This window comes from Streptomyces sp. N35 (genome assembly GCF_016464295.1).
In the GTDB taxonomy this organism is placed as follows: Bacteria; Actinomycetota; Actinomycetes; order Streptomycetales; family Streptomycetaceae; genus Streptomyces.
Map to the genome: position 1 here is coordinate 1 of NZ_JAEIMH010000040.1, position 21,405 is coordinate 21,405.

At 70.5% G+C, this 21,405-nt stretch carries 21 protein-coding genes and 1 pseudogene; 10 read left to right on the top strand and 12 right to left on the bottom strand.

Annotation, left to right across the window (positions count from 1 at the left end):
• Window positions 1–383 precede the first annotated feature (383 nt).
• A pseudogene (locus JAO81_RS22015) lies at window positions 384–1,507 on the top strand (DUF5937 family protein).
• A 60-nt stretch (window positions 1,508–1,567) separates the two neighbouring features.
• On the opposite strand, the gene JAO81_RS22020 reads toward JAO81_RS22015, so the two are convergent.
• Genes JAO81_RS22020 through JAO81_RS22030 form a run of 3 tightly spaced genes read right to left on the bottom strand, consistent with a single transcriptional unit; the run spans window position 1,568 to window position 4,129 of the window.
• Window positions 1,568–2,200, bottom strand: a complete 633-nt coding sequence (locus tag JAO81_RS22020; RefSeq protein ID WP_199549630.1) for an AAA family ATPase — start codon at window positions 2,198–2,200, stop codon at window positions 1,568–1,570.
• Between the two features lie 4 nt (window positions 2,201–2,204).
• On the bottom strand, window positions 2,205–2,876 hold the full coding sequence (locus JAO81_RS22025) for a response regulator transcription factor (RefSeq protein WP_199549631.1): 672 nt from the start codon (window positions 2,874–2,876) through the stop codon (window positions 2,205–2,207).
• Window positions 2,877–2,923: 47 nt separating this feature from the next.
• Window positions 2,924–4,129 carry a sensor histidine kinase gene (locus JAO81_RS22030; RefSeq protein WP_199549632.1) on the bottom strand — a complete coding sequence of 402 codons (1,206 nt, stop codon included), beginning with the start codon at window positions 4,127–4,129 and terminating at the stop codon, window positions 2,924–2,926.
• 218 nt (window positions 4,130–4,347) lie between these two features.
• Between JAO81_RS22030 and JAO81_RS22035 the strand changes: the two genes are divergently transcribed.
• Entirely contained in the window at window positions 4,348–5,001 is a 654-nt protein-coding gene (locus tag JAO81_RS22035; protein WP_199549694.1) for a DNA alkylation repair protein, read from the top strand.
• A 113-nt stretch (window positions 5,002–5,114) separates the two neighbouring features.
• Here JAO81_RS22035 and JAO81_RS22040 read toward each other — a convergent pair whose 3' ends face one another.
• Window positions 5,115–6,521, bottom strand: a complete 1,407-nt coding sequence (locus JAO81_RS22040; RefSeq protein ID WP_199549633.1) for a PH domain-containing protein — start codon at window positions 6,519–6,521, stop codon at window positions 5,115–5,117.
• Complete coding sequence (locus tag JAO81_RS22045; protein ID WP_199549634.1) at window positions 6,518–7,015, bottom strand: PH domain-containing protein; 498 nt, start codon at window positions 7,013–7,015, stop codon at window positions 6,518–6,520. The genes JAO81_RS22040 and JAO81_RS22045 overlap by 4 nt, the downstream gene beginning before the upstream one ends.
• A gap of 53 nt (window positions 7,016–7,068) precedes the next feature.
• On the opposite strand from JAO81_RS22045, the gene JAO81_RS22050 reads away from it, so the two are divergent.
• The gene (locus JAO81_RS22050; RefSeq protein ID WP_199549635.1) at window positions 7,069–8,220 is read left to right on the top strand and encodes an NADH-quinone oxidoreductase subunit D; all 1,152 of its coding nucleotides are present in this window, start codon (window positions 7,069–7,071) and stop codon (window positions 8,218–8,220) included.
• Here the strand turns inward: JAO81_RS22050 and JAO81_RS22055 are convergent.
• The 5 genes from JAO81_RS22055 to JAO81_RS22075 all read right to left on the bottom strand — a co-directional run bounded on the left by JAO81_RS22055 (window position 8,185) and on the right by JAO81_RS22075 (window position 12,896).
• A complete protein-coding gene (locus tag JAO81_RS22055; protein WP_307813548.1) occupies window positions 8,185–9,204 on the bottom strand; it encodes an SAM-dependent methyltransferase in 1,020 nt (339 codons plus the stop codon). The two genes, JAO81_RS22050 and JAO81_RS22055, sit on opposite strands and share 36 nt — an antisense overlap.
• 36 nt (window positions 9,205–9,240) lie before the next feature.
• Window positions 9,241–10,269 carry a hypothetical protein gene (locus tag JAO81_RS22060; protein WP_199549637.1) on the bottom strand — a complete coding sequence of 343 codons (1,029 nt, stop codon included), beginning with the start codon at window positions 10,267–10,269 and terminating at the stop codon, window positions 9,241–9,243.
• Between the two features lie 112 nt (window positions 10,270–10,381).
• Window positions 10,382–11,371, bottom strand: coding sequence for an ABC transporter substrate-binding protein (locus JAO81_RS22065; protein ID WP_374194327.1), 990 nt, complete (start codon window positions 11,369–11,371; stop codon window positions 10,382–10,384).
• A 113-nt stretch (window positions 11,372–11,484) separates the two neighbouring features.
• On the bottom strand, window positions 11,485–12,162 hold the full coding sequence (locus JAO81_RS22070; protein WP_199549638.1) for an ABC transporter permease: 678 nt from the start codon (window positions 12,160–12,162) through the stop codon (window positions 11,485–11,487).
• Window positions 12,159–12,896: an ABC transporter permease gene (locus JAO81_RS22075; RefSeq protein WP_199549639.1), complete on the bottom strand. Its 738-nt coding sequence runs from the start codon at window positions 12,894–12,896 to the stop codon at window positions 12,159–12,161. Before JAO81_RS22075 ends, JAO81_RS22070 begins: the two co-directional genes overlap by 4 nt.
• A 131-nt stretch (window positions 12,897–13,027) precedes the next feature.
• On the opposite strand from JAO81_RS22075, the gene JAO81_RS22080 reads away from it, so the two are divergent.
• The gene (locus JAO81_RS22080) at window positions 13,028–14,188 is read left to right on the top strand and encodes an ABC transporter ATP-binding protein (protein ID WP_199549640.1); all 1,161 of its coding nucleotides are present in this window, start codon (window positions 13,028–13,030) and stop codon (window positions 14,186–14,188) included.
• A gap of 101 nt (window positions 14,189–14,289) precedes the next feature.
• Here the strand turns inward: JAO81_RS22080 and JAO81_RS22085 are convergent, their stop codons facing one another.
• Window positions 14,290–15,408: an esterase family protein gene (locus JAO81_RS22085; RefSeq protein ID WP_199549641.1), complete on the bottom strand. Its 1,119-nt coding sequence runs from the start codon at window positions 15,406–15,408 to the stop codon at window positions 14,290–14,292.
• Between the two features lie 193 nt (window positions 15,409–15,601).
• On the opposite strand from JAO81_RS22085, the gene JAO81_RS22090 reads away from it, so the two are divergent.
• From JAO81_RS22090 to JAO81_RS22115, 6 genes are all read left to right on the top strand, one after another.
• A complete protein-coding gene (locus JAO81_RS22090) occupies window positions 15,602–17,380 on the top strand; it encodes a phosphatidylglycerol lysyltransferase domain-containing protein (protein WP_199549642.1) in 1,779 nt (592 codons plus the stop codon).
• A 109-nt stretch (window positions 17,381–17,489) separates the two neighbouring features.
• The gene (folP, locus tag JAO81_RS22095; protein WP_199549643.1) at window positions 17,490–18,428 is read left to right on the top strand and encodes a dihydropteroate synthase; all 939 of its coding nucleotides are present in this window, start codon (window positions 17,490–17,492) and stop codon (window positions 18,426–18,428) included.
• Window positions 18,425–18,892, top strand: coding sequence for a nuclear transport factor 2 family protein (locus JAO81_RS22100; RefSeq protein ID WP_199549644.1), 468 nt, complete (start codon window positions 18,425–18,427; stop codon window positions 18,890–18,892). Before folP ends, JAO81_RS22100 begins: the two co-directional genes overlap by 4 nt.
• 268 nt (window positions 18,893–19,160) lie before the next feature.
• Complete coding sequence (folB, locus tag JAO81_RS22105; protein WP_199549645.1) at window positions 19,161–19,529, top strand: dihydroneopterin aldolase; 369 nt, start codon at window positions 19,161–19,163, stop codon at window positions 19,527–19,529.
• A complete protein-coding gene (gene folK / locus JAO81_RS22110; RefSeq protein WP_165332946.1) occupies window positions 19,526–20,125 on the top strand; it encodes a 2-amino-4-hydroxy-6-hydroxymethyldihydropteridine diphosphokinase in 600 nt (199 codons plus the stop codon). Before folB ends, folK begins: the two co-directional genes overlap by 4 nt.
• Window positions 20,126–20,241: 116 nt before the next feature.
• The gene (locus JAO81_RS22115) at window positions 20,242–20,727 is read left to right on the top strand and encodes a DUF3180 domain-containing protein (RefSeq protein WP_199549646.1); all 486 of its coding nucleotides are present in this window, start codon (window positions 20,242–20,244) and stop codon (window positions 20,725–20,727) included.
• A 49-nt stretch (window positions 20,728–20,776) separates the two neighbouring features.
• On the opposite strand, the gene folE is transcribed toward JAO81_RS22115, so the two are convergent.
• Complete coding sequence (folE, locus tag JAO81_RS22120) at window positions 20,777–21,382, bottom strand: GTP cyclohydrolase I FolE (RefSeq protein WP_199549647.1); 606 nt, start codon at window positions 21,380–21,382, stop codon at window positions 20,777–20,779.
• Between the last annotated feature and the right edge of the window lie 23 nt (window positions 21,383–21,405).

Below are 21,405 nucleotides of genomic sequence, written 5' to 3' on the forward strand. Positions count from 1 at the left end.
CCCACCTACCCCCCCCCCCCCCCCCCTTCGCCCCGCCTCCCCGCCCACCCCGCCCCCTGGCTGACCAACCGGTCCGGCTCCCCCTCTCACCCACACCCCCGCCTCGCCTCGCCTCACCCGCACCCCGCTTCGCCTCGCCTCGCCTCACCCGCACCCCGCTTCGCCTCACCTCGCCTCACCCGCACCCCGCTTCGCCTCACCTCGCCTCACCCACACCCCGCTTCGCCTCACCTCGCCCCGCCCCGCCTCACCCACACCCCGCCCCGCCTCGCACCCCACCCCACCCCACCCCACCCCCTAACTGGCCAACCCGTCCGACCCCCGATTGACGGGGGGCGGCAATCGAGAGCCGGGGGGCGGGCGGGGGCAGGCCGACTGGGGGCATGAGCTTCAGTCTCGACATCAGCACCCTGCCGCAGGAGCGGCTTCACGAGCGGATAGCCGTCGTGCCCTCCCCGCTGGCGGAGCTGAGCATGACCCTGCACGCGCTCGCCGAGCCGGGCCACCATCCGGGGCTGCAGGGCTGGGCCACATCCGTGATGGCCGGGCTCGACCAGTGCCTCGCGGAGATGCTGTGCGAGGCGGACTTTCTGTGGCGGTCCACGTTCTCGGACATCTTCATGCCGTTCTCCGGCCTGACCGATCCCGCGGCGCTGCCCGCAGGCACCCTCGCCGAGGAGCTCGACCAGCTGGACAAGCTGGACGACGAGCAGTTCGTCGACGCGGCGCTGGAGTTCACCTGCACCCTGGCGTACGGAAAGCTGGCCGCGGCCCCGCTGCTCTCCGACCCGGCCGCCCGGCAGCGCGTGCTCGAACTCGCCGCGAGCCGCGGGGCCCGGCAGGTGCAGTTCACCCAGGGGCTGCTCGACGATCCGCCGGCCGTCCGCGGCTGGATACGGCGGCTGCTGCTCGACTGCGAAGAGGCGTTCTTCGGTGACGTATGGGCGCGGGTGCACCATCAGCTCGCCGCCGACGCCCGGCACAAGACCGAGCTGCTGCAGCGCAAGGGGCTCGGCACGATGCTGACCTCGGCGTCCAAGGCGCTGAGCCTGTCCGGGGACGAGCGGCAGATCGAGATCGACAAGCTGGTCGTCGGGCGAGCGGCGATCCCGGAGGGCGGGACGCTGCGGCTCGTTCCCACCGTGATGGGCCGGCCTCATCTGCTGGTGCTGCACCGGTACGGATGGACGCCGGTGATCCACTACCCGGTCGCGGGCGAGTCCCTGTCCACGGCGGCCTCGGTCGACGAGCTGACCCGCCGCATGGAGGCCCTCTCGCATCCCGTACGCATGCGGCTGTGCCGGAATCTGGCGCGGGCGCGTACACCACGAGCGAGCTGGTGGACGTGCACGGGATGAGCGCGCCGGAGATCTCGCGGCATCTGGCGGTGCTCAGGAAGGCCGGGCTGATCACCGCCAGGCGACGGGGCCGGTACGTGCTCCACCAGCTGGACCTGTCCAAGGTGGCCCGGTTGGGCAGTGACTTCATCGAAGGCGTGCTGCGCTGAGCCGCCCGCGGCGCGGTCGCACGTCCAAGGGGCTCAGCCCCCGTCCGGCACCCCGCCCGCTCAGTCGAATCTGATGTGCCTGACCCCGGTCATCGCCCGCCGCACCCGCCCCCGCACCGGTCCGTCCGTGTTCGGGAGCAGCGTCAGGCCCGCCGACCGGGCGATTCTGTCGGCGACTTGAGGGATCGGGACCGTATCGGTCCACAGCTGCTCGGCGAACTCGGGCCGCGCCAAGGACTCCAGACAGGCGTCGAGGCGGCGCACGGCGAAGGATTCGCGCTTCAGGGGCGCGTCCTTGCCGGCCACGAGCTGCAGCGCCCGGCCGAACGCCCGCTCGCGCAGCCGCTTCAGGACCGTCTCGCGCGCGGCGAGCAGCGCGAAGTGGTGGACGTCGTGGCCGCGTTCACGCAGCCGGCCGACCGTCTCCTGGAAGTACGCGGGGTCGATGACGGTCATCGGCACGAGCACCGGGCCGTCGTGCTTGGCGAGGGCCAGATCGAGGACCTCGTAGACCCCCTGGCGCCAGGCCGGCAGATCCTGGAAGTCGCCGCGCAGCTGCGCCGGCATCATCCGGTGCAGTCCGAAGCCCACGTGCTCCGGATCGCAGACCACGCTGCCGGGCAGCCTGCGCCGCAGCTCGTACGCGGTCTGGGTCTTGCCGCCGCCGAAGGGTCCGTTGATCCAGACGAGCACCGGTTCAGCTCCCGCCGCCCGCGCGCACCAGGCCCGTCTCGTACGCGAGGACGACGACCTGCACACGGTCGCGCAGGCCCAGCTTGGTGAGGATGCGGCCGACGTGGGTCTTCACGGTGGCCTCGGAGAGGACGAGGCGTGCGGCGATCTCGCCGTTCGACAGGCCCTGCGCGACAAGGATCATGACCTCGCGCTCGCGGCCGGTGAGGAGTTCGAGCTCCTTCTGGGGCGGCTGCGCGCCGGTGTTCGGGAGCATCGGGGCGAAGCGGTCGAGGAGGCGGCGGGTCGTCGAGGGGGCCACGACCGCGTCGCCGCTGTGCACCGAGCGGATGGCGGTGAGGAGTTCGGCGGGCGGAACGTCCTTCAGCATGAAGCCGGAGGCGCCGGCCTTCAGGCCCGAGAAGGCGTACTCGTCGAGGTCGAACGTGGTCAGGATGAGCACCTTAGGCGGGTTCTCCTGCGCGCAGATACGACGGGTCGCCTCGACCCCGTCGAGCTTCGGCATCCGCACGTCCATGAGGACCACGTCGACCGCCGTGGCCCGCAGCACGTCGATCGCCTCGGCGCCGTCGCCGGCCTCCGCGACCACCTCCATGTCCGGCTGCGCGGCGAGCACCATCCGGAACCCGGTGCGCAACAGCACCTGGTCGTCGACGAGCATCACGCGGATGGTCATGGGGGTCCTTCCCGGGACGGAAATGCGGTGGAGTGCAGTGACAGGTGTCAGTGGGCCGGTTTGAGCGGCAGCAGGGCGCTGATGCGGAATCCTCCGCCGGGCCGGGGCCCGGCGTCCAGGGTGCCGCCGACCATGCCGACGCGTTCGCGCATCCCGATCCGACCATGGCCGGGGCCGTCGGCGCCGCCGTCCTCGTACAGCTCATGGGGTGCGCCCTTGCCGTCGTCCTCGACGAGCAGCCCGAGGCCGTCGTCGAAGTAGACGATGCGCACGCTGGCTCCGGCGTTGGGTCCGCCGTGCTTACGGGTGTTCGTGAGGGCTTCCTGCACGATGCGGTACGCGGTGAGCTCCACGCCGCTGGGCAGCGGGCGAGCGGTGCCCTCGACCTTGAAGTCGACGGTGAGGCCGGATGCGCGGCACTGGCCGATCAGGTCGTCGATCTGCTCGACATCGGGCTGCGGCACGTACTCGCCGCCCTCGGCGGGCTCTCCCGTCCGCAGGACGCCGAGCAGCCGGCGCATCTCGGCCAGCGCCTGGCGGCCGGTCCCCGAGATCGTCTCCAGGGCCTTCTTCGCCTGGTCGGGAGCCTGGTCCATGACGTACGCGGCGCCGTCGGCCTGGACGACCATCACGGACACGTTGTGCGCGACGACGTCGTGCAGCTCCCGGGCGATCCGGGCCCGCTCGGCGGCGACGGCGACCTTGGCCTGTGCCTCGCGCTCCTGCTCGAGGCGGGTGGCGCGCTCCTCGAGCTGCGCGAAGTAGGCGCGGCGGGTGCGCAGGGAGTCGCCGAGGACCCAGGCGAGCAGGAACGGGACGATCATGAAGCCGGTGATCAGGATGGTGCCGACGAGGCCGGTTTCGTTGTCCTCGTGCCAGCGCAGCTGGGCGAGCGGAGCGGCGACGAGGCAGCCGCCGAGGGCGAAGCGGCGGGCCCAGGTGACGTCGCGGGTGGCGACCGTGTAGACGACGACGAGCATCGCGAAGTTCGCGACCATCACGTCGTTGTCGGTGATCAGCTGGACGAGGCCGCCGGCCGCGACCAGCAGCAGCATCCGCTCGGGGGCGCGGCGGCGCAGGGCGACGGCGAGGCACTGGACGAGCGCGAGGATCACGGTCAGTACGCCGGGGTCGCGGGACTCCTGACTGGCCTCCGTGGCGAGTCCCACGGCGGTCACCGCGAACAGCACGACAGCCCAGAAGCTGTCGACACCGGTGGGGTGTCTGCGGAGGAAGTCGTAGAGGCGCTGCACGTAACCCAGCGTAGATACGGGGGGCACGTGCTGGGGTCAACCGCAGGGGCGATCCGTGGGTGGGGGGCGTACTCCCCAAGGTGGAGGCGGTGGTCGTTTGTGCTGGGGGTGAGGGGTGGTTTCCAGGAGGTTCCGACCACCCCGGCCGTACGATTTCGACCAGCCCAGCCGTACGAGAAGGAACCGGGGTGCCCGTCGTGGACCAGGTCGAGGAGCTGATGACCGAGCTTGCCGCGCTCGAGGAGCCGAAGGTGCGGGCCGTGAACGAGAAGCACGGGGACGACCACGGCGTGAACCTCGGCAAGCTGCGGGCCGTCGCCAAGCGGCTGAAGACGCAGCAGGAGCTCGCCGTCGGGCTGTGGGCGACCGATGACACCGCGGCGAAGCTGCTCGCGCTGCTGATCTGCCGGCCGAAGGCCTTCGGGCGCGATGAGCTCGACGCGATGCTGCGGCAGTCCCGTACGCCCAAGGTGCACGACTGGCTCGTGAACTACGTGGTCAAGAAGAGCAAGCACGCCGAGGAGCTGCGGCTCGCCTGGACCGACGACCCCGATCCGGTCGTCGCGAGCGCGGGCTGGGCGCTGACCGGCGAGCGTGTGCTGAAGAAGCCCGAGGGGCTCGATCTCGGCGGGCTGCTCGATGTGATCGAGGCCGAGATGAAGGACGCACCGGAGCGGCTGCAGTGGGCGATGAACATGGTGCTCGGCCATATCGGCATCGAGCACCCCGAGTACCGGGCCCGTGCGCTGGCCATCGGTGAGCGCCTCGAGGTGCTCAAGGACTATCCGACCTCGCCCGGGTGCGTCTCTCCGTACGTCCCGGTCTGGATCGACGAGATGGTGCGGCGGCAGGAAGCCGCGGCCGCCGAATAGTCATCGGCAGGACGCCGCGGCCACCGAATAGTCATCGGCAGGAAGCCGCGGCCGCCGAGCAGTCATCGGCAGGAACCCGCAACCGCCAAGCAGTCACGCCCCTGCCTTCACCGTTACGCCCCCGCTTGCGACATCCACCGGTCAGGACCGGCTGTCCGGCGTCCCGTACGGGAGCGTTCGGCCTGGGACTCCAGGAGCTGCGAGGCCTCGGCGGACGGTCGGAGCCGGGCCGCGACCGAGGTGTTGGCGCCGGTCTCGACGTGGATGTCGGCCACCTTGTGCCGCCGCATCCACGGTCCTTGGACCAGCCGTACGCTCTGCACCTTGGCGTGCGGCACCAGCGAGAGCTTGCGGCGCAGCCGGCCGTGGCGGGCGGCGAAGACCGTCTCGGTGACGGCGAGGCCGTAACCGCGCCACCACAGCGGGACGCACCAACGGGCGGAGGACGGCGGCCGGGACAGCTCGGACGGCACCACGACCCCCGGCAGGATCCGCTCGATCACCGCTTCCGCCACGGAGCGGGGCGCCACCGGCACCAGGACGTCGTTGGAGGACCCGGCGACGTCCAGCTCGATACGGACCCAGCCGCGCCGCCGCCAAAGGAGCGGCTCGACGATATGCACGGTCTGCACCCGGCCCGGCGGCACCGTCTCATGGGCCTTGTCGAGCAGTCCGTGGTCGAGGCGGAGGCCGTCCTGCGAGGCGCCCACCGTCCAGTCGTACTCCTTGATGAAGCGCCCCACGCTGCTCGCCCCCGCCGCGCCGAGCAGCGGCAGTCCGGTGCCGATGACCAGCGGAAGCGACTCGGTGAGGAACCACAGCACGACGGGGACGGTGATGCCGGTGATCGCCCAGGCCCACATCCCGCCGGATAGGACCAGGGACATGGCGAGCATGTTCGGCGGTACGTGGAGCAGGACCGCGGCCGGCGCCTCGCCCACCTCGCGGGCGTGCTCGGGCGCGAACCCGGCCGCGCGGGCGAGGAGTTCGGCCCGCAGGGCGCGGGCGTCGGGTTCGCTGAGGTACGCCAGCTCGTCCTTCTTGTCCGCGCCGATGACGTCCATCTTCAGCTTGGCGACGCCCAGGAAACGGGCGAGCAGCGGCTGGTTGAGGTCCACGGCCTGGAGGCGGTCGAGCCGGATGTGCGCGGTGCGGCGGAAGAGCAGGCCGGTGCGGATCCGCAGCTCGGTGTCCGTGACCGAGAAGTGCGTGAACCACCAGGTGAGGAAGCCGTAGAGGGAGGCGATGAGCACCAGCGCGCCGCCCGCGAGCAGGATGGTTTCGGCGGCCAGGTCGGAGACCCTGCGGTAGGCGCCGTCCGGGTCGTGGAACGCCCAGCCCGCTCCGACCGCGACCGGCGCCCAGGCGCGGCGCAGCGGGGTGACGGGGTGCAGGCGCCGCTCGGCTACAGGAGCAGGTGTCTCTTCGGTCCCCGGGGACTCACCCGTCCCCGGTGTCTCCTCGGTCTCCGGGGACTCACCCGTCCCCGGTGTCTCCTCGGTCTCCGGCGTCTCGTTCACAGCCCCGCCGATCGGGCCTCGCCCAGTTCGGTCAGCCGGTCCCGCAGGCGTTCGGCCTCGGCGGGGTCGAGCCCCGGGATCGTGGCGTCCGTCGCCGCCGCGGCGGTGTGCAGCTGGAGCGAGGCGAGCCCGAACTTCCGCTGCAGCGGCCCCGATTCGACCTCCACCAGCTGCATCCGCCCGTACGGGACGACCGTCTCCTCGCGCCACATCACCCCGCGCTGGATCAGCAGGTCGTCCGCGCGCTCGGCGTACCGCCACGAGCGCCAGTTCCGCCCGAGCATGGGCCAGCCCCACACCAGGAAGAACCCGGGGATCAGCGCGAACAGCGCCCACCCGGGAGCGGCGAACAGCCACAGGAGCACAGCCGTGGCGACCGTGATCGGCACGAGCCACAGCACGAGCAGCAGCCTGCGCAGCCTGAGCATCGCGGCCGGCAACCCCTGCCACTGCGGGTCCGTCCGTGCCGGTACCCCGGCGGCTCCACTTGTCATCCCCGTATCCCCTGCCTTCACGCATACCACCCTACGTACGAGAGACTGTTCGCATGAGTCCCAAGACGGAGACCATGATCGGGGTCGGCGGAGCCGCGGAGAGCACCGACATGGTGCTCAACATCGGCCCTCAGCACCCGTCCACGCACGGGGTGCTGCGCCTGAAGCTGGTGCTCGACGGTGAACGCATCGTGAGTGCGGAGCCGGTCATCGGCTACATGCACCGCGGCGCGGAGAAACTCTTCGAGGCGCGCGACTACCGGCAGATCGTGATGCTGGCCAACCGCCACGACTGGCTCTCCGCCTTCTCCAACGAGCTGGGTGTGGTCCTCGCCGTCGAGCGGATGCTCGGCATGGAGGTGCCCGAGCGCGCGGTGTGGACCCGCACGCTGCTTGCCGAGCTGAACCGCGTCCTCAACCACCTGATGTTCCTTGGTTCGTACCCGCTCGAACTGGGCGGAATCACCCCGGTGTTCCATGCTTTCCGGGAGCGCGAGGAACTCCAGGCGGTCATGGAGGAGGTGTCCGGCGGCCGGATGCACTACATGTTCAACCGGGTCGGCGGCCTCAAGGAGGATCTGCCTCTGGGGTGGACGCAGCGCGCCCGCGCGGCGGTTGCCTCGGTCCGGTCCCGTATGGACGTCTACGACCGGCTGGTCCTCGGCAACGAGATCTTCCGCGCCCGTACGCGTCAGGTCGGTGTCCTGTCCCCCGCGGCCGTGCACGCGTACGGCGTCAGCGGCCCCATCGCCCGCGCCTCCGGCGTGGACTTCGACCTGCGCCGCGACGAGCCGTATCTCGCGTACGGCGAGCTGCAGTCGACGCTGAAGGTGGTCACGCGCGAGGAGGGCGACTGCCTGGCCCGTTTCGAGGTCCTCCTGGAGCAGACGCACAATGCGCTCGATCTGGCCGACGCGTGCCTGGACCGGATGGCCGGCCTCGCGCCCGGGCCGATCAACCAGCGGCTGCCGAAGGTGCTCAAGGCGCCCGAGGGCCATACGTACGCCTGGACCGAGAACCCGCTCGGCATCAATGGCTACTACCTGGTCTCCAAGGGTGAGAAGACCCCGTACCGCCTCAAGCTGCGCTCGGCCTCGTACAACAACATCCAGGCTCTGATCGAGCTGCTGCCGGGCACGCTGGTCGCGGACATGGTGGCGATTCTCGGGTCACTGTTCTTCGTGGTCGGCGATATCGACAAGTAGCGCGTCCGGCTCGACGCCCACCGGCTGGAGCAGCCAGCCGAAGTCGCCGAGGCCGCCGCGGGCGGTGAGTTCGGCGGGCTCGCCGGGCCGGGGGAGGGGGGGGGCCGGGGCGGGGGGGGGGGGCGGGGGGCGGCAGGGAGCAAGCGCGAGCGGCGGCCGGGCCGACCGGATGCCGAGCGTCTGGAGTGCTTCGCGCTGCGTGAGGAGTACGGCTTCGCCGCCGACCGCGCAGGCGTCGAGGGCGACATGGGCCGTGATGTCGCACGAGCCGTCCGGTACGGGGCGGCATTCCCGGCCGTCGCGGAAGCCGGTGAGCGTCCCGAACGGGGGCCGTCGGCCTTGGTGGTGCGCGTAGTCGACGGCCACGGCCAGCCCGCCGCGTACGGCATCGACGGCCCGCGCCCAGGCCTCGTCCCGGGGCCGGCCGATCTCGGCGCGGCTGCCGGGTTCGGCGGTCAGCGGCCACCAGCGCGCGAGCCAGTCGCTGTCGGGCCCGGGCGGCAGCGGCTCTCCGAGCGTCTCGGTGCCGTCCTTTTCCTGTACGAGGACGAGTCGGGCGGTGCCGTTCCCGTCCACCTCCACGACGTCCACGGGCACGTTGTCGAGCCACTCGTTGGCGAACAGCAGGCCGTTGACGCGGTCCGGGATCCCGGCGACCCACTCGATCCGGCCGTCGAGCCCTGCCGGCCGGCCCGCCCGCTCGACGGCGTAAGCCCGCGTCCGCGCGGCCACCGCCGGCTCCAGCGCGTCGAGCACACCCGAGGTCAACTCCCCGCGCCCGGCGCCGACATCGACGAAGTCGAGGGTGGCCGGGTGCCCGAGGGCACGGTCGACACGGGTGAGGAGGGCGGCGACGGCGCGGGCGTAGAGGGGGGAGGCGTGCACGGAGGTACGGAAATGCCCGGCAGGCCCCTCCGTACGGAGGTAGAACCCACCGGGCCCGTACAACGCTTCCTCGGCCGCGTCCCGCCACGTTCTGCTCACGGAACGAGTATCCACTTCGGACCGGACGCACCCGTCCTACGAGATCGCCGACCTCAGCTCCGCCACATCGATCTGTTCGGTCTCATCGTGCGCCGTGAGGTCGATGACCTCGCCGACCGCCCGCTCCGCATCGGCCCGGGACTTGAACTCCCCCTCGGCCTCCGCCTTGTGCAGCGCCAGTGCCTCCGCCCCGACCACATCCGCGAGGTCCTCGTTCTGCACCGCCTCGATCTCCACGGCGCCGCCGCCCGACTTCGTACCGAAGAAGTCGAAGCCACCGATGAGCGGCCGGCGCACCCGGGCGTGCGGCACCACGGCCGCGGCGGGACGTGCGGCGGGGGGCAGGGCGGCGGCCGCGCGCGCATGAGCGACGGCCGCCTCGGGCTTCCCCTGCTCCGTCGCCTCCTCCGGCCCTGGCGGCGCGGCAGCGGACGTCCCGTTCGTGGAGAAGCCGGAAGGGGCGGAGTTCACGGAATTGACGGAACCCGTGTCCCGCTGCCGCGGCACCCGCGCCAGCTTGTCCAGCGCGGCGTTCGCCTTCAGGTAGAGCGCCACCGTGCCGCGCGGCTCGGTGTCCGCTCCCGCGGGCGGGAGCGCCCGCGCCGGAGCGGCCGCCTCGATGGCGAGCTGGCGGCGGGCCTTGCGCGCGCTGGCGCGCTCCGTCTCGGCCGTCGCGTACCGGCGCAGGAGCGCCGCGTGTTCACCGCGCAGCGCGGCCAGTTCGCCCCGTTTCGAACGCAGTCGTGCCTCCAGCTTGCCGCGCAGTTCCCGCGACTCGTCGAGGTCCGTCTCCAGCTCGGCTATCCGCTCGTCGTGCTTCCATTCGTCGCTCGCCCGCGCCCGCGTCAGCTCCGCGACCCGCTTGCCGGCGAGCCGGTCCCAGCGGCGCATGACGATCGCGCCGACCACGGCGGAGGCCGCCGCGACCCCCGCGAGTGCGCGCAGCACCACGGTGTCGGGAACCAGCCAGGTACTCGCCGCGGCGGCGACGGACACGGCGGCGACCGTCGACGGGGGAAGCAGTCGGTGCAGTGGGGGGGAATGGCGGTGGCGTCCACGTGGCATGGCCAGAAATTTACCGCGCGTAGGCATCACTCGGACCCCCGCCCGGCAATCTGTTCCCTTCCAGTTACTGAACTCCGCTCAGAACACTCCACCGCCCTCACCACCCAGCTGTTTACTTCTCAATCAAACCCTTCGATTCCAGGTACTCCTTGGCCGCATCGGCCTCCTTCACGCGCTCCGCGTCGACCTTCCGGTTGAGCTCGGTGAGGTCCTCCGTGGTGAGGGTCTGCGTGAGCTTCGCCAGCGCGTCCGCGATCTCCTTGGCGCCCGCGTCCTTGGTGTTGACGACCGGCAGCACGTTGTCCGCGTTCTGCAGGTTCTTGTCGTCCTCGAGCAGGACCAGGTCGAAGTTCTCGAGGGTCGCGTCGGTCGTGGTGGTGAGCACCAGCTGGTCGTCACCGTTCTTCACGGCCTGCTTGGACTGCGGGGTGCCGACGCCCTTCGGGTCGATTCCGGCGACGTCGATCCCGTACGTCTTCTCGAGGCCCGGCGCGCAGAACGGCCGGACCTCGCATTCCTCACCGGCCGCGATCTTCACCTTGAGCTTGGACTTGCCGAGATCGGAGAGGGTCTTGAGGTTGTTCTTCTCCGCGAATTCCTTGCTGACCGCGAAAGCGTTCTGGTCGACGGCCTCGCCGGCCGGAAGCACGCTGAGGCCGCGCGGCTTCGCGAGCTTCTCCAACTCGGCGACGGTCTTGGTCACATCGCTGGACGCCACCGGCTTGTCCTTGGGCGCGTCCGGGCCGTTCACCTTGGCGTTGAGGAATTCGGCGAGCGTCGCCGCGTACTCGGGAACGACGTCGATATCGCCCTTCTCCAGGGAGGGTTCATAGAGTTCGCGGGTTTCGACGGTCTTGATCGACGTGTCGTATCCGGCCTCGGAAAGCAGCTGCGCGTACAGCTCGGCGAGCACCTTGGACTCGGTGAATCCGGCCGAACCCACCACCAGCGACCCCTTCTTGTCGCCGCCGCCGCTGCTCTTCTCGCCGCCCGAGCCCTTGTCCTCCAGGCTGTCGCCGCCGCACGCGGTGAGCCCCGCGCCGAGAGCCACGACCGCGGCCGTGGCCGCCGCCATCCGTATGCCACGCGGGAACTTCTTCATGGGTCCACCATTCAGGGTTGTCTCAAGGGATATTCGAAAGGGCTGTACGGAAGTGCTGTACGGAAGAGCTGCACGAAGGGCTATGCGGAAGAGCTGAGCGAAGAAGACACGGATCACACCGCCGCCGTACGCCTGCGCATCGGGTCGCACCACTTGCCGATCAGCACGAGCACCAGCTCCACGAGGAGCGCGAGCCCGCCGACGAGGATCGCGCCGGCCACCACCTGCGGGGTGTTCTGCACCGCGAAGCCGTACGTGATGATCCGGCCGAGTCCGCCTTCGCCGGCCATCGCGGCCAGGGCCGCGGTCGCCACCACCTGCACGGTCGACGAGCGGAGGCCGGTCATGATCAGCGGGTAGGCGAGCGGCAGTTCGACCCGCAGGAACAACTGGCGCCCGCTCATGCCCATCCCGCGCGCGGCCTCCACGACGGAGCGGTCGACCTCGCGCATACCGATATACGCGTTGGTCAGCAGCGGCGGTATGGCGAAGAGCACCAGCGCGATCAACGTGGGCAGATCACCATGGCGGCCGAGCGGCGTCATCGTGAGCAGCACGAGGATGGCCAGGGTGGGGATGGCCCGGCCCACGTTGGAGAGATTGACCGCGAGCGCACCGCCCTTGCCGATGTGCCCGAGCCAGAGCGCGAGCGGCAGGGCGATCAGGCAGGCCACGGCAAGGCAGACGCCGGTGAAGTAGAGGTGCTCGGCCAGGCGGTTGAGCACCCCCTTCTCGCCCTGCCAGTTGGCACCCGTGGTCAGCCACTCCAGCGCACCCGTGATCGCGTTCATGCCGGTTCCGTCACCTTTGCGCTCCGGGAGTCACGTATGCGGCCACCAGGTGCGGCGTCACGCGCCCGTGTCACCCTCGTCCAAGGGGTGAGCAGCCGCTGGAGCAGCAGCAACAGCAGATCGGCGACGATCGCGAGCACCACGCACAGGACGGAGGCGGTGAGCACCTGGGCCTTGAAGTCGCTGTCGAGGCCGTCCATGATCAGGCCGCCGAGCCCGCCGTAATCGACGATGGCACCGACCGTGGTGAGCGCGACAGTGGACACGGTGGCGATCCGCACGCCGGCGAGGATCGCCGGGAGCGCCAGCGGCAGTTCGACTTCCCAGAGCAGCCGGCCGGGACCGTACCCGAGCCCGCGCGCCGCCTCACGCGACTCCTCGGGAACCGCGGCGAGTCCCGCCATCACATTCCGTACGAGAATCGTCAGCGAGTAGAGCACCAGGCCCGTGATCACCAGGGCCGGGGAGAGGCCGAAGAGGGGCAGCAGCAGCGAGAACATCGCGAGGGACGGGATCGAGTAGAGCGCCGTGGTCAGACCGAGCACCGGACCCGCGAACCCCTTGCCGCGGCGTGCGAGCAGCGCCAGCGGGAAGGCCACGAGCAGACCGATCAGCACGGAGGCGGCCGTGATCCACACATGCTGGACGGTCGCGTCGATCAGCTCCTGGCTGCGCGACTCGAGGTACTCGGCGCACACCCAGTCGTTCGTCACCAGGCAGTTCTCTCGGTCCACGGCGCTCACCTCCCCCGTCACGCCGAACCTATGTATGACTGGTGACCCTAAACCCAAGCACTGACAATCGCCGAGGACTGTCGTCCTGCAGCAACATGGCGTTTACAACGAGCCCACCACAATGGGGAGTCATGATCCGGTTCGAGCACGTCAGCAAGCGGTACGCCGATGGCACCATGGCCGTCGACGACCTGTCGTTCGAGGTCGCGGCGGGTGAACTGGTCACCCTGGTGGGCCCGTCGGGCTGCGGCAAGACCACCACCATGAAGATGGTGAACCGGCTGATCGAGCCGACCTCCGGGCAGATATTTCTCGACGGGGAAGACATATCCGCAATCGATCCGGTCCAACTCCGGCGCCGTATCGGATACGTGATCCAGCAAGTCGGCCTCTTCCCGCACAAGACGGTCCTGGAGAACACCGCGACCGTCCCGCATCTCCTCGGCTGGAAGAAGGGCGACGGCAAGCGGCGCGCCGCCGAACTCCTCGACCTCGTGGGCCTCGACCCCTCCGTCTACGGCGACCGCTACCCGGAGCAGCTCTCCGGCGGCCAGCGCCAACGGGTCGGCGTCGCCCGGGCGTTGGCGGCCGATCCGCCCGTACTCCTGATGGACGAGCCGTTCGGCGCGGTCGACCCGGTGGTGCGCGAGCATCTGCAGACGGAGTTCCTGCGGCTGCAGCAGGAAGTGAACAAGACGGTGCTCTTCGTCACGCATGACATCGAGGAGGCCGTACGGCTCGGCGACCGTATCGCCGTCTACGGCCAGGGACGTATCGAGCAGTACGACGCCCCCGCCGCCGTCCTCGGCGCACCGGCCAACCCCTATGTCGCCGATTTCGTGGGCTCCGACCGCGGCCTCAAGCGCCTTTCGGTCACCCCGATCGAGGAGACCGACCTCGAACAGCCTCCCGTCGTACGCCTGGAGGACTCGGCGAAGAGCGCCGCCGAGCGGATGCGTGCGGAGGGTGCGGGCTGGGCGGTTGTGCTCGACGCCGACGGAGAACTGCACGGCTGGGTGAACTCCGGCCATCTCACCTCGGGCACGGTGGCCGACCACGCACGGCGGATGGAGGCCTGGCTGCCGGTCGGCGCCTCACTGAAGCGGGCGTTCTCCACGATGCTGCAGCACGACGCGGGCTGGATCGCGGTGATCGACGAGGAGCGCAGGGGCAACTTCCTCGGAGTGCTGACCCCGGCGACCCTGCATGAGGCGCTGCGGCGGTCGACCGCGGCGGATGCGCGGGACATTCCGCGTACGGAGGTGGAGTTGGAGACGGTGAGCGGGGCGTAGGAGGCGTCCGCGGGCGAGCCGGACAGACCCCTCCCTCCCGGGGGCCGAGCCCTTCAAACCCTATCGCCGCCCACTGACATCGCGGCCGGCCCACAGCACACTCAAGCCTTCAACCGCCCGCTGATCCACACCAGCGTGGCCGGGATCTCCCGGCGCCAGGTGTTGAAGTTGTGGCCGCCGGAGTCGAGCAGGATCGAGGACACCCTGGTGGGCGCCTTGACCTTGTCGATGAACTTCAGGGTGTCCTGGTAGTTGTCCTCGCCCTCCTTGCTGCTGGTCGCCAGCAGCGAGACGGGCGGCGCGGGCCTGTGGTCGAGCAGCCACATCAGATCGGACTCCTGCTTGACCTTGGTCTCGCCCTGGAAGAGATCGCCGGTCTGGTCGTCTATCGGCGCCATGTAGTTGGCGGAGAGTCCGGCGCCGGCGGCGAAGCGGTCCGGGTGCTTCATCGCGATCTTCAACGCGCAGTAGCCACCGGTGGAGTTGCCGATCACGCCCCAGTTCTCCGGCTTCGTACCGACGCGGTACTTGCCCTGGATCGCGGTCGGCAGATCCTCGGCGAAGAAGGTCTCGGTCTGCGGGCCGCCCGGTATGTTCACGCACTCGGTGTCGCGGCCGGGGACGATCGAGGGCCGCAGCATCACCAGGATCATCGGCTGCATCTTGCCGTCGCGCGCCTGCTTGCCGGCGGTCTGCGGATAGTGCAGGCCCTTGATCAGGTTCTCGGCGGTGCCCGGGTAACCGGTGATCACGACGGAGGCCGGGAACTTCTTGTCCTTGTACTCGGGCTGGAAGTACTCCGGCGGCAGATAGACGTACGCGGGGCTCGCCAGCTTGGACTTCGGGCCGGCGATGTCCACCTTCTGGATCTGCCCGCCGACCCGCGGCTGGGAGCCGCCGGGCACGTTCACTGACTGGGTGCCGGTGACCTTGACCGGGCCACTCGCCCCGCCGGCGGTGTCGTGGTCGACGACCACCCCGGGCTCCTGCTCCTGACCGAAGAGGTCGGCCCACGAGGCGTAGAAACCGAACTCCTTGTTGGCCGCGAGCCCCACCGAGGCGAACACCATGATCTGCGTCAGGGCGAGCAGCACGATCCGGCCGAGTACGGCGCGCCAGTTCCGCCCTGCGAGCCGCGGCCAGAACCAGACCGTGCCGACGAACAGGAGCAAGGCCAGAAGAACGGCCACTGCCAGCGCTGCGTTGCTCGTGAGACCCATGGGATTGCCTGTTCTACCTGTCTTGTTTGGGCGTTTTTTACCGTCTGCGATGAACCCGACTCCCGGTCACGCCGTCCTATAGGGCGCAATTCGCCCGGTACGCGACAGCGTCCGGGCCTCGGCTCTCGCAGAACCACGGGGTGCAATGTCCAGCTGGATAGATGCGGAAAAAACGGACAAGGTTCCCTCTACGATGCGCCGCCTGACCCGAGGTCCGCGCCCCGAGAAGGTCCCGTCCCTGATCGGGACCGCCTGCACCCTGATCGGTCTCCTCGACATCGCCGCCGGTGTCTTCCCGCGCTTCCGGCACAGCCGGATCCACGCCCTGGCCCAGGTCCTGCCGGGCGCCCTCGGCCCGTACGCCGCCGCCCTCGCGATCTGCGCCGGTGTCCTGCTCCTGCTGCTCGCGCACGGCCTGCGCCGCCGCAAGCGCCGCGCCTGGCGGGCGGCCGTGGTGCTGCTGCCGCTCGGGGCCCTGGCGCAGTTCACGTACCGGCACTCGATCGTCGGCGTCGTCCTGCCGCTGCTGCTCCTGGCCCTCCTGCTCCGCCATCGGAGTGAATTCGCGGCCCTGCCCGACCCCCGCAGCCGCTGGAAGGCGCTGACGAATTTCCTGCTCATGAGCGTCTTCTCGCTCGGCATCGGCTGCGTGATCGTCGGCACCCACGCCCAGCGCGCCGTCGGCGAACCCTCGGTGGCCGAGCTGCTCAAACACGTCCTGTACGGCCTGGTCGGCGTCGAAGGTCCCGTCGACTACTACGGCCGTACGTCCTGGACGGTCAGCGCCTCACTGGGCGCCCTCGGCCTGCTCACCGCCCTGACCACGATCTATCTGGCCTTCCGCCCCGAACATCCGGCCGCCCGCCTCACCCCGGACGACGAAGACCGGCTCCGCGCGCTCCTCGCACGGCACGGCGCCCGCGACTCGCTCGGCCACTTCGCGCTGCGCCGCGACAAGGGCGTGGTCTTCTCGCCGAGCGGCAAGGCCGCAGTCACGTACCGCGTCGTCTCGGGCGTGATGCTCGCGAGCGGCGACCCGATCGGCGACGTGGAGGCCTGGCCCGGCGCCATCGAACGCTTCATGGCCGAGGCCGAGGCCCACTCCTGGACCCCGGCCGTGATGGGCTGCTCGCGCACCGGCGGCGAGGTCTGGACCCGCGAAACGGGCCTCGACGCCCTGGAGCTCGGCGACGAGGCGATCGTGGACGTCGCCGACTTCTCGCTCTCCGGGCGCGCGATGCGCAATGTGCGCCAGATGGTCAAGCGCATCGAACGCGCCGGCTACACGACGCGGGTGCGGCGCGTGAGCGATCTCGGGCAGGACGAACTCGACCGCGTCCGCCGGGCCGCCGCCGACTGGCGCGGCACGGACAACGAGCGCGGCTTCTCCATGGCGCTCGGCCGCATCGGCGACCGCGCGGACGGCGACTGCCTCATCACCACCGCGCACCTCACCGACCCGGAATCCCCCTCCCCGTACGGCGATGTGAAAGCCGTCCTGCACTTCGTCCCCTGGGGCCGGGACGGCGTCTCCCTCGACCTGATGCGCCGCGACCGCAGCGCCGACCCGGGCATGAACGAGCTCCTCATCGTCGCCGCCCTGCAGGCTGCCCCCGCCCTCGGGATCCAGCGGATGTCCCTGAACTTCGCCATGTTCCGCGCCGCCCTCGCCCGCGGCGAACAGCTGGGCGCGGGCCCGGTCCTGCGCACCTGGCGCGGCCTGCTCGTGTTCCTGTCGCGCTGGTTCCAGATCGAATCGCTCTACAAGTTCAACGCCAAGTTCCGCCCGCGCTGGGAGCCGCGCTTCGTGGTCTTCCGCAGCTCGCGCGATCTGCCCCGGATCGGCTTCGCGGCGATGCAGGCGGAGGGCTTCGTCACACTCGCCCCACCCCGCTTCCTGCGGGGTGCGCGGCGCCCGGCCCGGGTCTGTCCGCACGAGGTGACGGGCGAACGGGAGGCTCGGGCGGCCTGAAGGCCGGCCGTTCCCCGTACGCACAGTCGACCGCTCCCCGTACGGGCGGTCGGCCCGCTCCTCGTACGAGCGGGGCAAACCAACCCGCGCACGGGCCTAGGCTTGGCGTATGAGTACGTCACGTGGCCGAGGACATGTCGAGGGACTGCCCGACTGGGACCGCTGCGCGGTCATGGGCGTGGTCAACGTGACCCCGGACTCCTTCTCCGACGGCGGCCGCTGGTTCGACACCACCGCCGCCGTCAAGCACGGCCTCGACCTCGTCGCCCAGGGCGCCGATCTGGTCGACGTCGGCGGCGAGTCGACCCGCCCGGGCGCCACCCGCGTCGACGAGGCCGAAGAACTGCGCCGGGTCATCCCGGTCGTCCGCGGCCTCGCCTCCGAAGGCGTCGCGGTCTCCGTCGACACCATGCGCGCCACGGTCGCCGAACAGGCCCTCGCCGCCGGTGCCTTGCTCGTCAACGACGTCAGCGGCGGCCTCGCGGACCCGGCGATGATCCCCGTCGTCGCCGACGCCGGAGCGCCGTTCGTGGTGATGCACTGGCGCGGCTTCAGCGAGGGCATGAACAGCCTCGCGGTGTACGGGAATGTCGTCGGCGAGGTCGTCGCCGAACTCCGCACCCGCCTGGACGCGGTGATCGAGGGCGGCATCGCCCCCGAGCGGATCGTCGTCGACCCGGGCCTCGGGTTCGCGAAGAGCGCCGAGCACGACCTGGCCCTCGTCGCGCACATGCGCGAGCTGCGCGCCCTCGGGTACCCGGTCCTGGTCGCGGCCTCCCGCAAACGTTTCCTCGGCCGCGTCCTGGCCGGCCCCGAGGGCGCCCCGCCCCCCGCGCGCGAACGCGACGCGGCCACCGCGGCGGTCTCGGCGATCGCCGCGCACGAGGGTGCGTGGGCGGTACGCGTGCACGAGGTACGGGCCACCGCGGACGCGGTGCGGGTGGCCCGCGCCGTCGAAGGCGCCGTATCGCCCTCCGTGTCGCCGTCCGTATCTCCCTCCGTATCGCCATCACAGACCGACTCGCAGACCCCAGAAGGAGACCGGTGACGTCACGCGTGGACCTCGAAGCCGTCGAGAAGGCCAACACCGCCTTCTACGAAGCGATGGAACGCGGTGACTTCGAGGCACTCTCCGACCTGTGGCTCACCGGCGACGAAGGCGACGGCGTCAGCTGCGTCCACCCGGGCTGGCCGGTCCTGACGGGCCGCGGCGAGGTGCTGCGCTCGTACGCCCTGATCATGGCGAACACGGAGTACATCCAGTTCTTCCTCACGGACCTCAAGATCGCGGTCAACGGCGACACGGCCCTGGTCACCTGCACGGAGAACATCCTCAGCGGCGCCCCCTCGGAGGAGGCCGGCGAGCTCGGCCCCCTGGTCGGCCAGCTGGTCGTCGCCTCCAACCTCTTCCGCCGTACTCCGTCCGGCTGGCAGCTGTGGTCCCACCATGCGTCGCCGGTGCTCGCGGAACGGGCTGAGGGCGACGAAGAGGATCCCTCGGAAACCCCGTGACACCAGCAGCCCCGAGCGGCACAGCCCCCAAGCCCTCAGTCTCCGAGCCCGAACCCCGCACATCCCTCTCCCGAGTGGGCAGCAGCTCGAAGAGGGTTTGCCACCGCGTCCGCGGGTAAGCCCCGCAACCAGCGGCTCTTATCAAGAACCGGACCCCCTGTCCATAGCCCCCGCGGGCGAGCCCCACCCGCACCCGAAGGTAGATTCGAAGGGGACTGGTGTGCCGACCGCACTCGGCTGCAGCCCGACGAAACCGAGATGAGCAGGAGTGATTCGCGTGGACCGTGTCGCGCTGCGCGGCCTCAAGGCCCGTGGTCACCACGGCGTTTTCGCCAAGGAACGCGAAGAGGGCCAGACCTTCATCGTGGATCTGGTGCTGAGCCTGGACACCCGCTCGGCCGCCGCCGACGACGATCTGACGAAGACGGTGCACTACGGCGTGGTGGCCGAGGAGGTCGTGGCCGCCGTCGAAGGCGAGCCCGTCGACCTCATCGAGACGCTCGCCGAGCGCATCGCCCAGACCTGCCTCAAGCACGAACCGGTCCAGGAGGTCGAGGTCGTCGTGCACAAGCCGGACGCCCCGATCACCGTCCCGTTCGACGATGTGACGATCACGATCACCCGGAGCCGAGTATGAACAACGTGCAGAGCGACCCCACGGTCCAGCCCGTTCCCGCCTCCGTCGTGGCACAGGTGGACGCCGCCGACACCACGCTGCAGAACCCCAAATTCGCCGTGATCGCCCTCGGCTCCAACCTCGGCAACCGTCTGGAGACCCTCCAGGGCGCCGTGGACGCGCTCGAGGACACCCCCGGCCTGCGGGTGAAGGCCGTCTCGCCGGTCTACGAGACGGAGCCCTGGGGCGTCGCCCCGGACTCCCAGCCCTCGTACTTCAACGCGGTCGTCGTGATCAAGACGACGCTGCCCCCGTCCTCCCTCCTGGAGCGCGCGCACGCGGTCGAGGAGGCCTTCCACCGCGTACGCGACGAGCGCTGGGGCCCGCGCACGATCGACGTCGACATCGTTGCCTACCAGGACGTCGTCTCCGACGACCCGGTGCTCACGCTCCCGCACCCGCGCGCCCACGAACGCGCCTTCGTGCTCGCGCCCTGGCACGACGTCGACCCCGAGGCCGTCGTCCCCGGCCGCGGACCGGTGGCCGAGCTGCTCGCCTCCGTCCCCCGCGAGGGCGTCGCGCCGCGCGTGGACCTGGAACTGCGGCTGCCCGAGTAATCGTTAAGGTCTAACGGGCCCGCATACGTCAGGGCCCACCGGGCCCGGACACAGGGCCCGCCCGGACCCGTACGAGGACGAGGCCGCGCCCCGTCCGTGTGGAGGCGAACGCACCCGTGAAGCAGCTGCGCATCAGGACGCTGGCCGTCATCTTCCTGGTGGCCGGTGTCCTGTCCTGGGCCCTGGCCAAGCTGCTGGTGGCGCGGGACTCGCTCGGCACCCTGCCGAGCGTCCCGCTGGCCGCGCCCATCGTGCTGGCGGTCATCGCGGCCGCCCTCCTGGCCACCGCGATCTCGCTCCGCTCGCGCCTGCGCGCCCAGCGCGACCGCGTGCCGGGCGCGAAGGGCGTCGAGCCGTTGATGGCGGCCCGCGCGGTGGTCTTCGGCCAGGCGAGCGCCCTGGTCTCGTCCCTGGTCAGCGGCGTCTACGGCGGGCTCGGCATCTTCCTGCTTTCCCACCTGGACGTCCCGGCCCGCCGCGACCAGGCCGTCTATGCGGCCTTCGCGGTGGCGGCCGGTATCGCGGTCATCGCCGCTGCCCTCTTCCTGGAGCGCGTCTGCCGCCTCCCGGAGGACAACGACACGGAGGGCGCGGCGGCCTGAGCCACCACGCCCTCGTTCGTACGGGAGAATCCCGCGCGTCTCAGCAGAGTCAGCGCGCCATGATCAGGCTCATCGCCTCGGCGCGCGTCGCCGGATCCCGCAGCTGACCCCGTACCGCCGACGTCAGCGTCTTCGCGCCCGGCTTGCGCACCCCGCGCATCGTCATGCACATGTGCTCGCACTCGACGACCACGATCACGCCGCGCGGCTCCAGGATCTCCATCAGGGAGTCGGCGATCTGCGTGGTCAGCCGCTCCTGCACCTGCGGCCGGCGCGCGAACACGTCGACGAGCCGCGCCAGCTTCGACAGGCCGGTGATCTTCCCGTCGGTGGACGGGATGTACCCGACGTGCGCGACCCCGTGGAACGGCACCAGATGATGCTCACAGCTGGACATCACCTCGATGTCCTTCACGAGCACCATCTCGTCATGACCGATGTCGAACGTCGTGGTCAGAACGTCCTCGGGCTTCTGCCACAGCCCCGCGAATATCTCCCTGTACGCCCGCGCCACCCGCGCCGGCGTCTCGAGCAGGCCTTCGCGGTCCGGGTCCTCGCCGACCGCGATGAGCAGTTCGCGTACGGCGTTCTCGGCGCGCTTCTCGTCGAACTCGCCGATCTTGGTCTCGCCGTCCAGCGTCACCGGGTCGGTCATGGGTCCTCGTTCCTGTACGTCAG

Bases quoted from the DNA above. Each gene is read 5' to 3' on its own strand.
- JAO81_RS22025 (WP_199549631.1), bottom strand. From the start codon at position 2,876: ATGACCATCCGCGTGATGCTCGTCGACGACCAGGTGCTGTTGCGCACC.
- JAO81_RS22035 (WP_199549694.1), top strand. From the start codon at position 4,348: ATGACCGAGCTTGCCGCGCTCGAGGAGCCGAAGGTGCGGGCCGTGAAC.
- JAO81_RS22045 (WP_199549634.1), bottom strand. From the start codon at position 7,015: ATGACAAGTGGAGCCGCCGGGGTACCGGCACGGACGGACCCGCAGTGG.
- JAO81_RS22050 (WP_199549635.1), top strand. From the start codon at position 7,069: ATGAGTCCCAAGACGGAGACCATGATCGGGGTCGGCGGAGCCGCGGAG.
- JAO81_RS22060 (WP_199549637.1), bottom strand. From the start codon at position 10,269: ATGCCACGTGGACGCCACCGCCATTCCCCCCCACTGCACCGACTGCTT.
- JAO81_RS22065 (WP_374194327.1), bottom strand. From the start codon at position 11,371: ATGAAGAAGTTCCCGCGTGGCATACGGATGGCGGCGGCCACGGCCGCG.
- JAO81_RS22070 (WP_199549638.1), bottom strand. From the start codon at position 12,162: ATGAACGCGATCACGGGTGCGCTGGAGTGGCTGACCACGGGTGCCAAC.
- JAO81_RS22080 (WP_199549640.1), top strand. From the start codon at position 13,028: ATGATCCGGTTCGAGCACGTCAGCAAGCGGTACGCCGATGGCACCATG.
- JAO81_RS22085 (WP_199549641.1), bottom strand. From the start codon at position 15,408: ATGGGTCTCACGAGCAACGCAGCGCTGGCAGTGGCCGTTCTTCTGGCC.
- JAO81_RS22090 (WP_199549642.1), top strand. From the start codon at position 15,602: ATGCGCCGCCTGACCCGAGGTCCGCGCCCCGAGAAGGTCCCGTCCCTG.
- folP (WP_199549643.1), top strand. From the start codon at position 17,490: ATGAGTACGTCACGTGGCCGAGGACATGTCGAGGGACTGCCCGACTGG.
- folK (WP_165332946.1), top strand. From the start codon at position 19,526: ATGAACAACGTGCAGAGCGACCCCACGGTCCAGCCCGTTCCCGCCTCC.
- folE (WP_199549647.1), bottom strand. From the start codon at position 21,382: ATGACCGACCCGGTGACGCTGGACGGCGAGACCAAGATCGGCGAGTTC.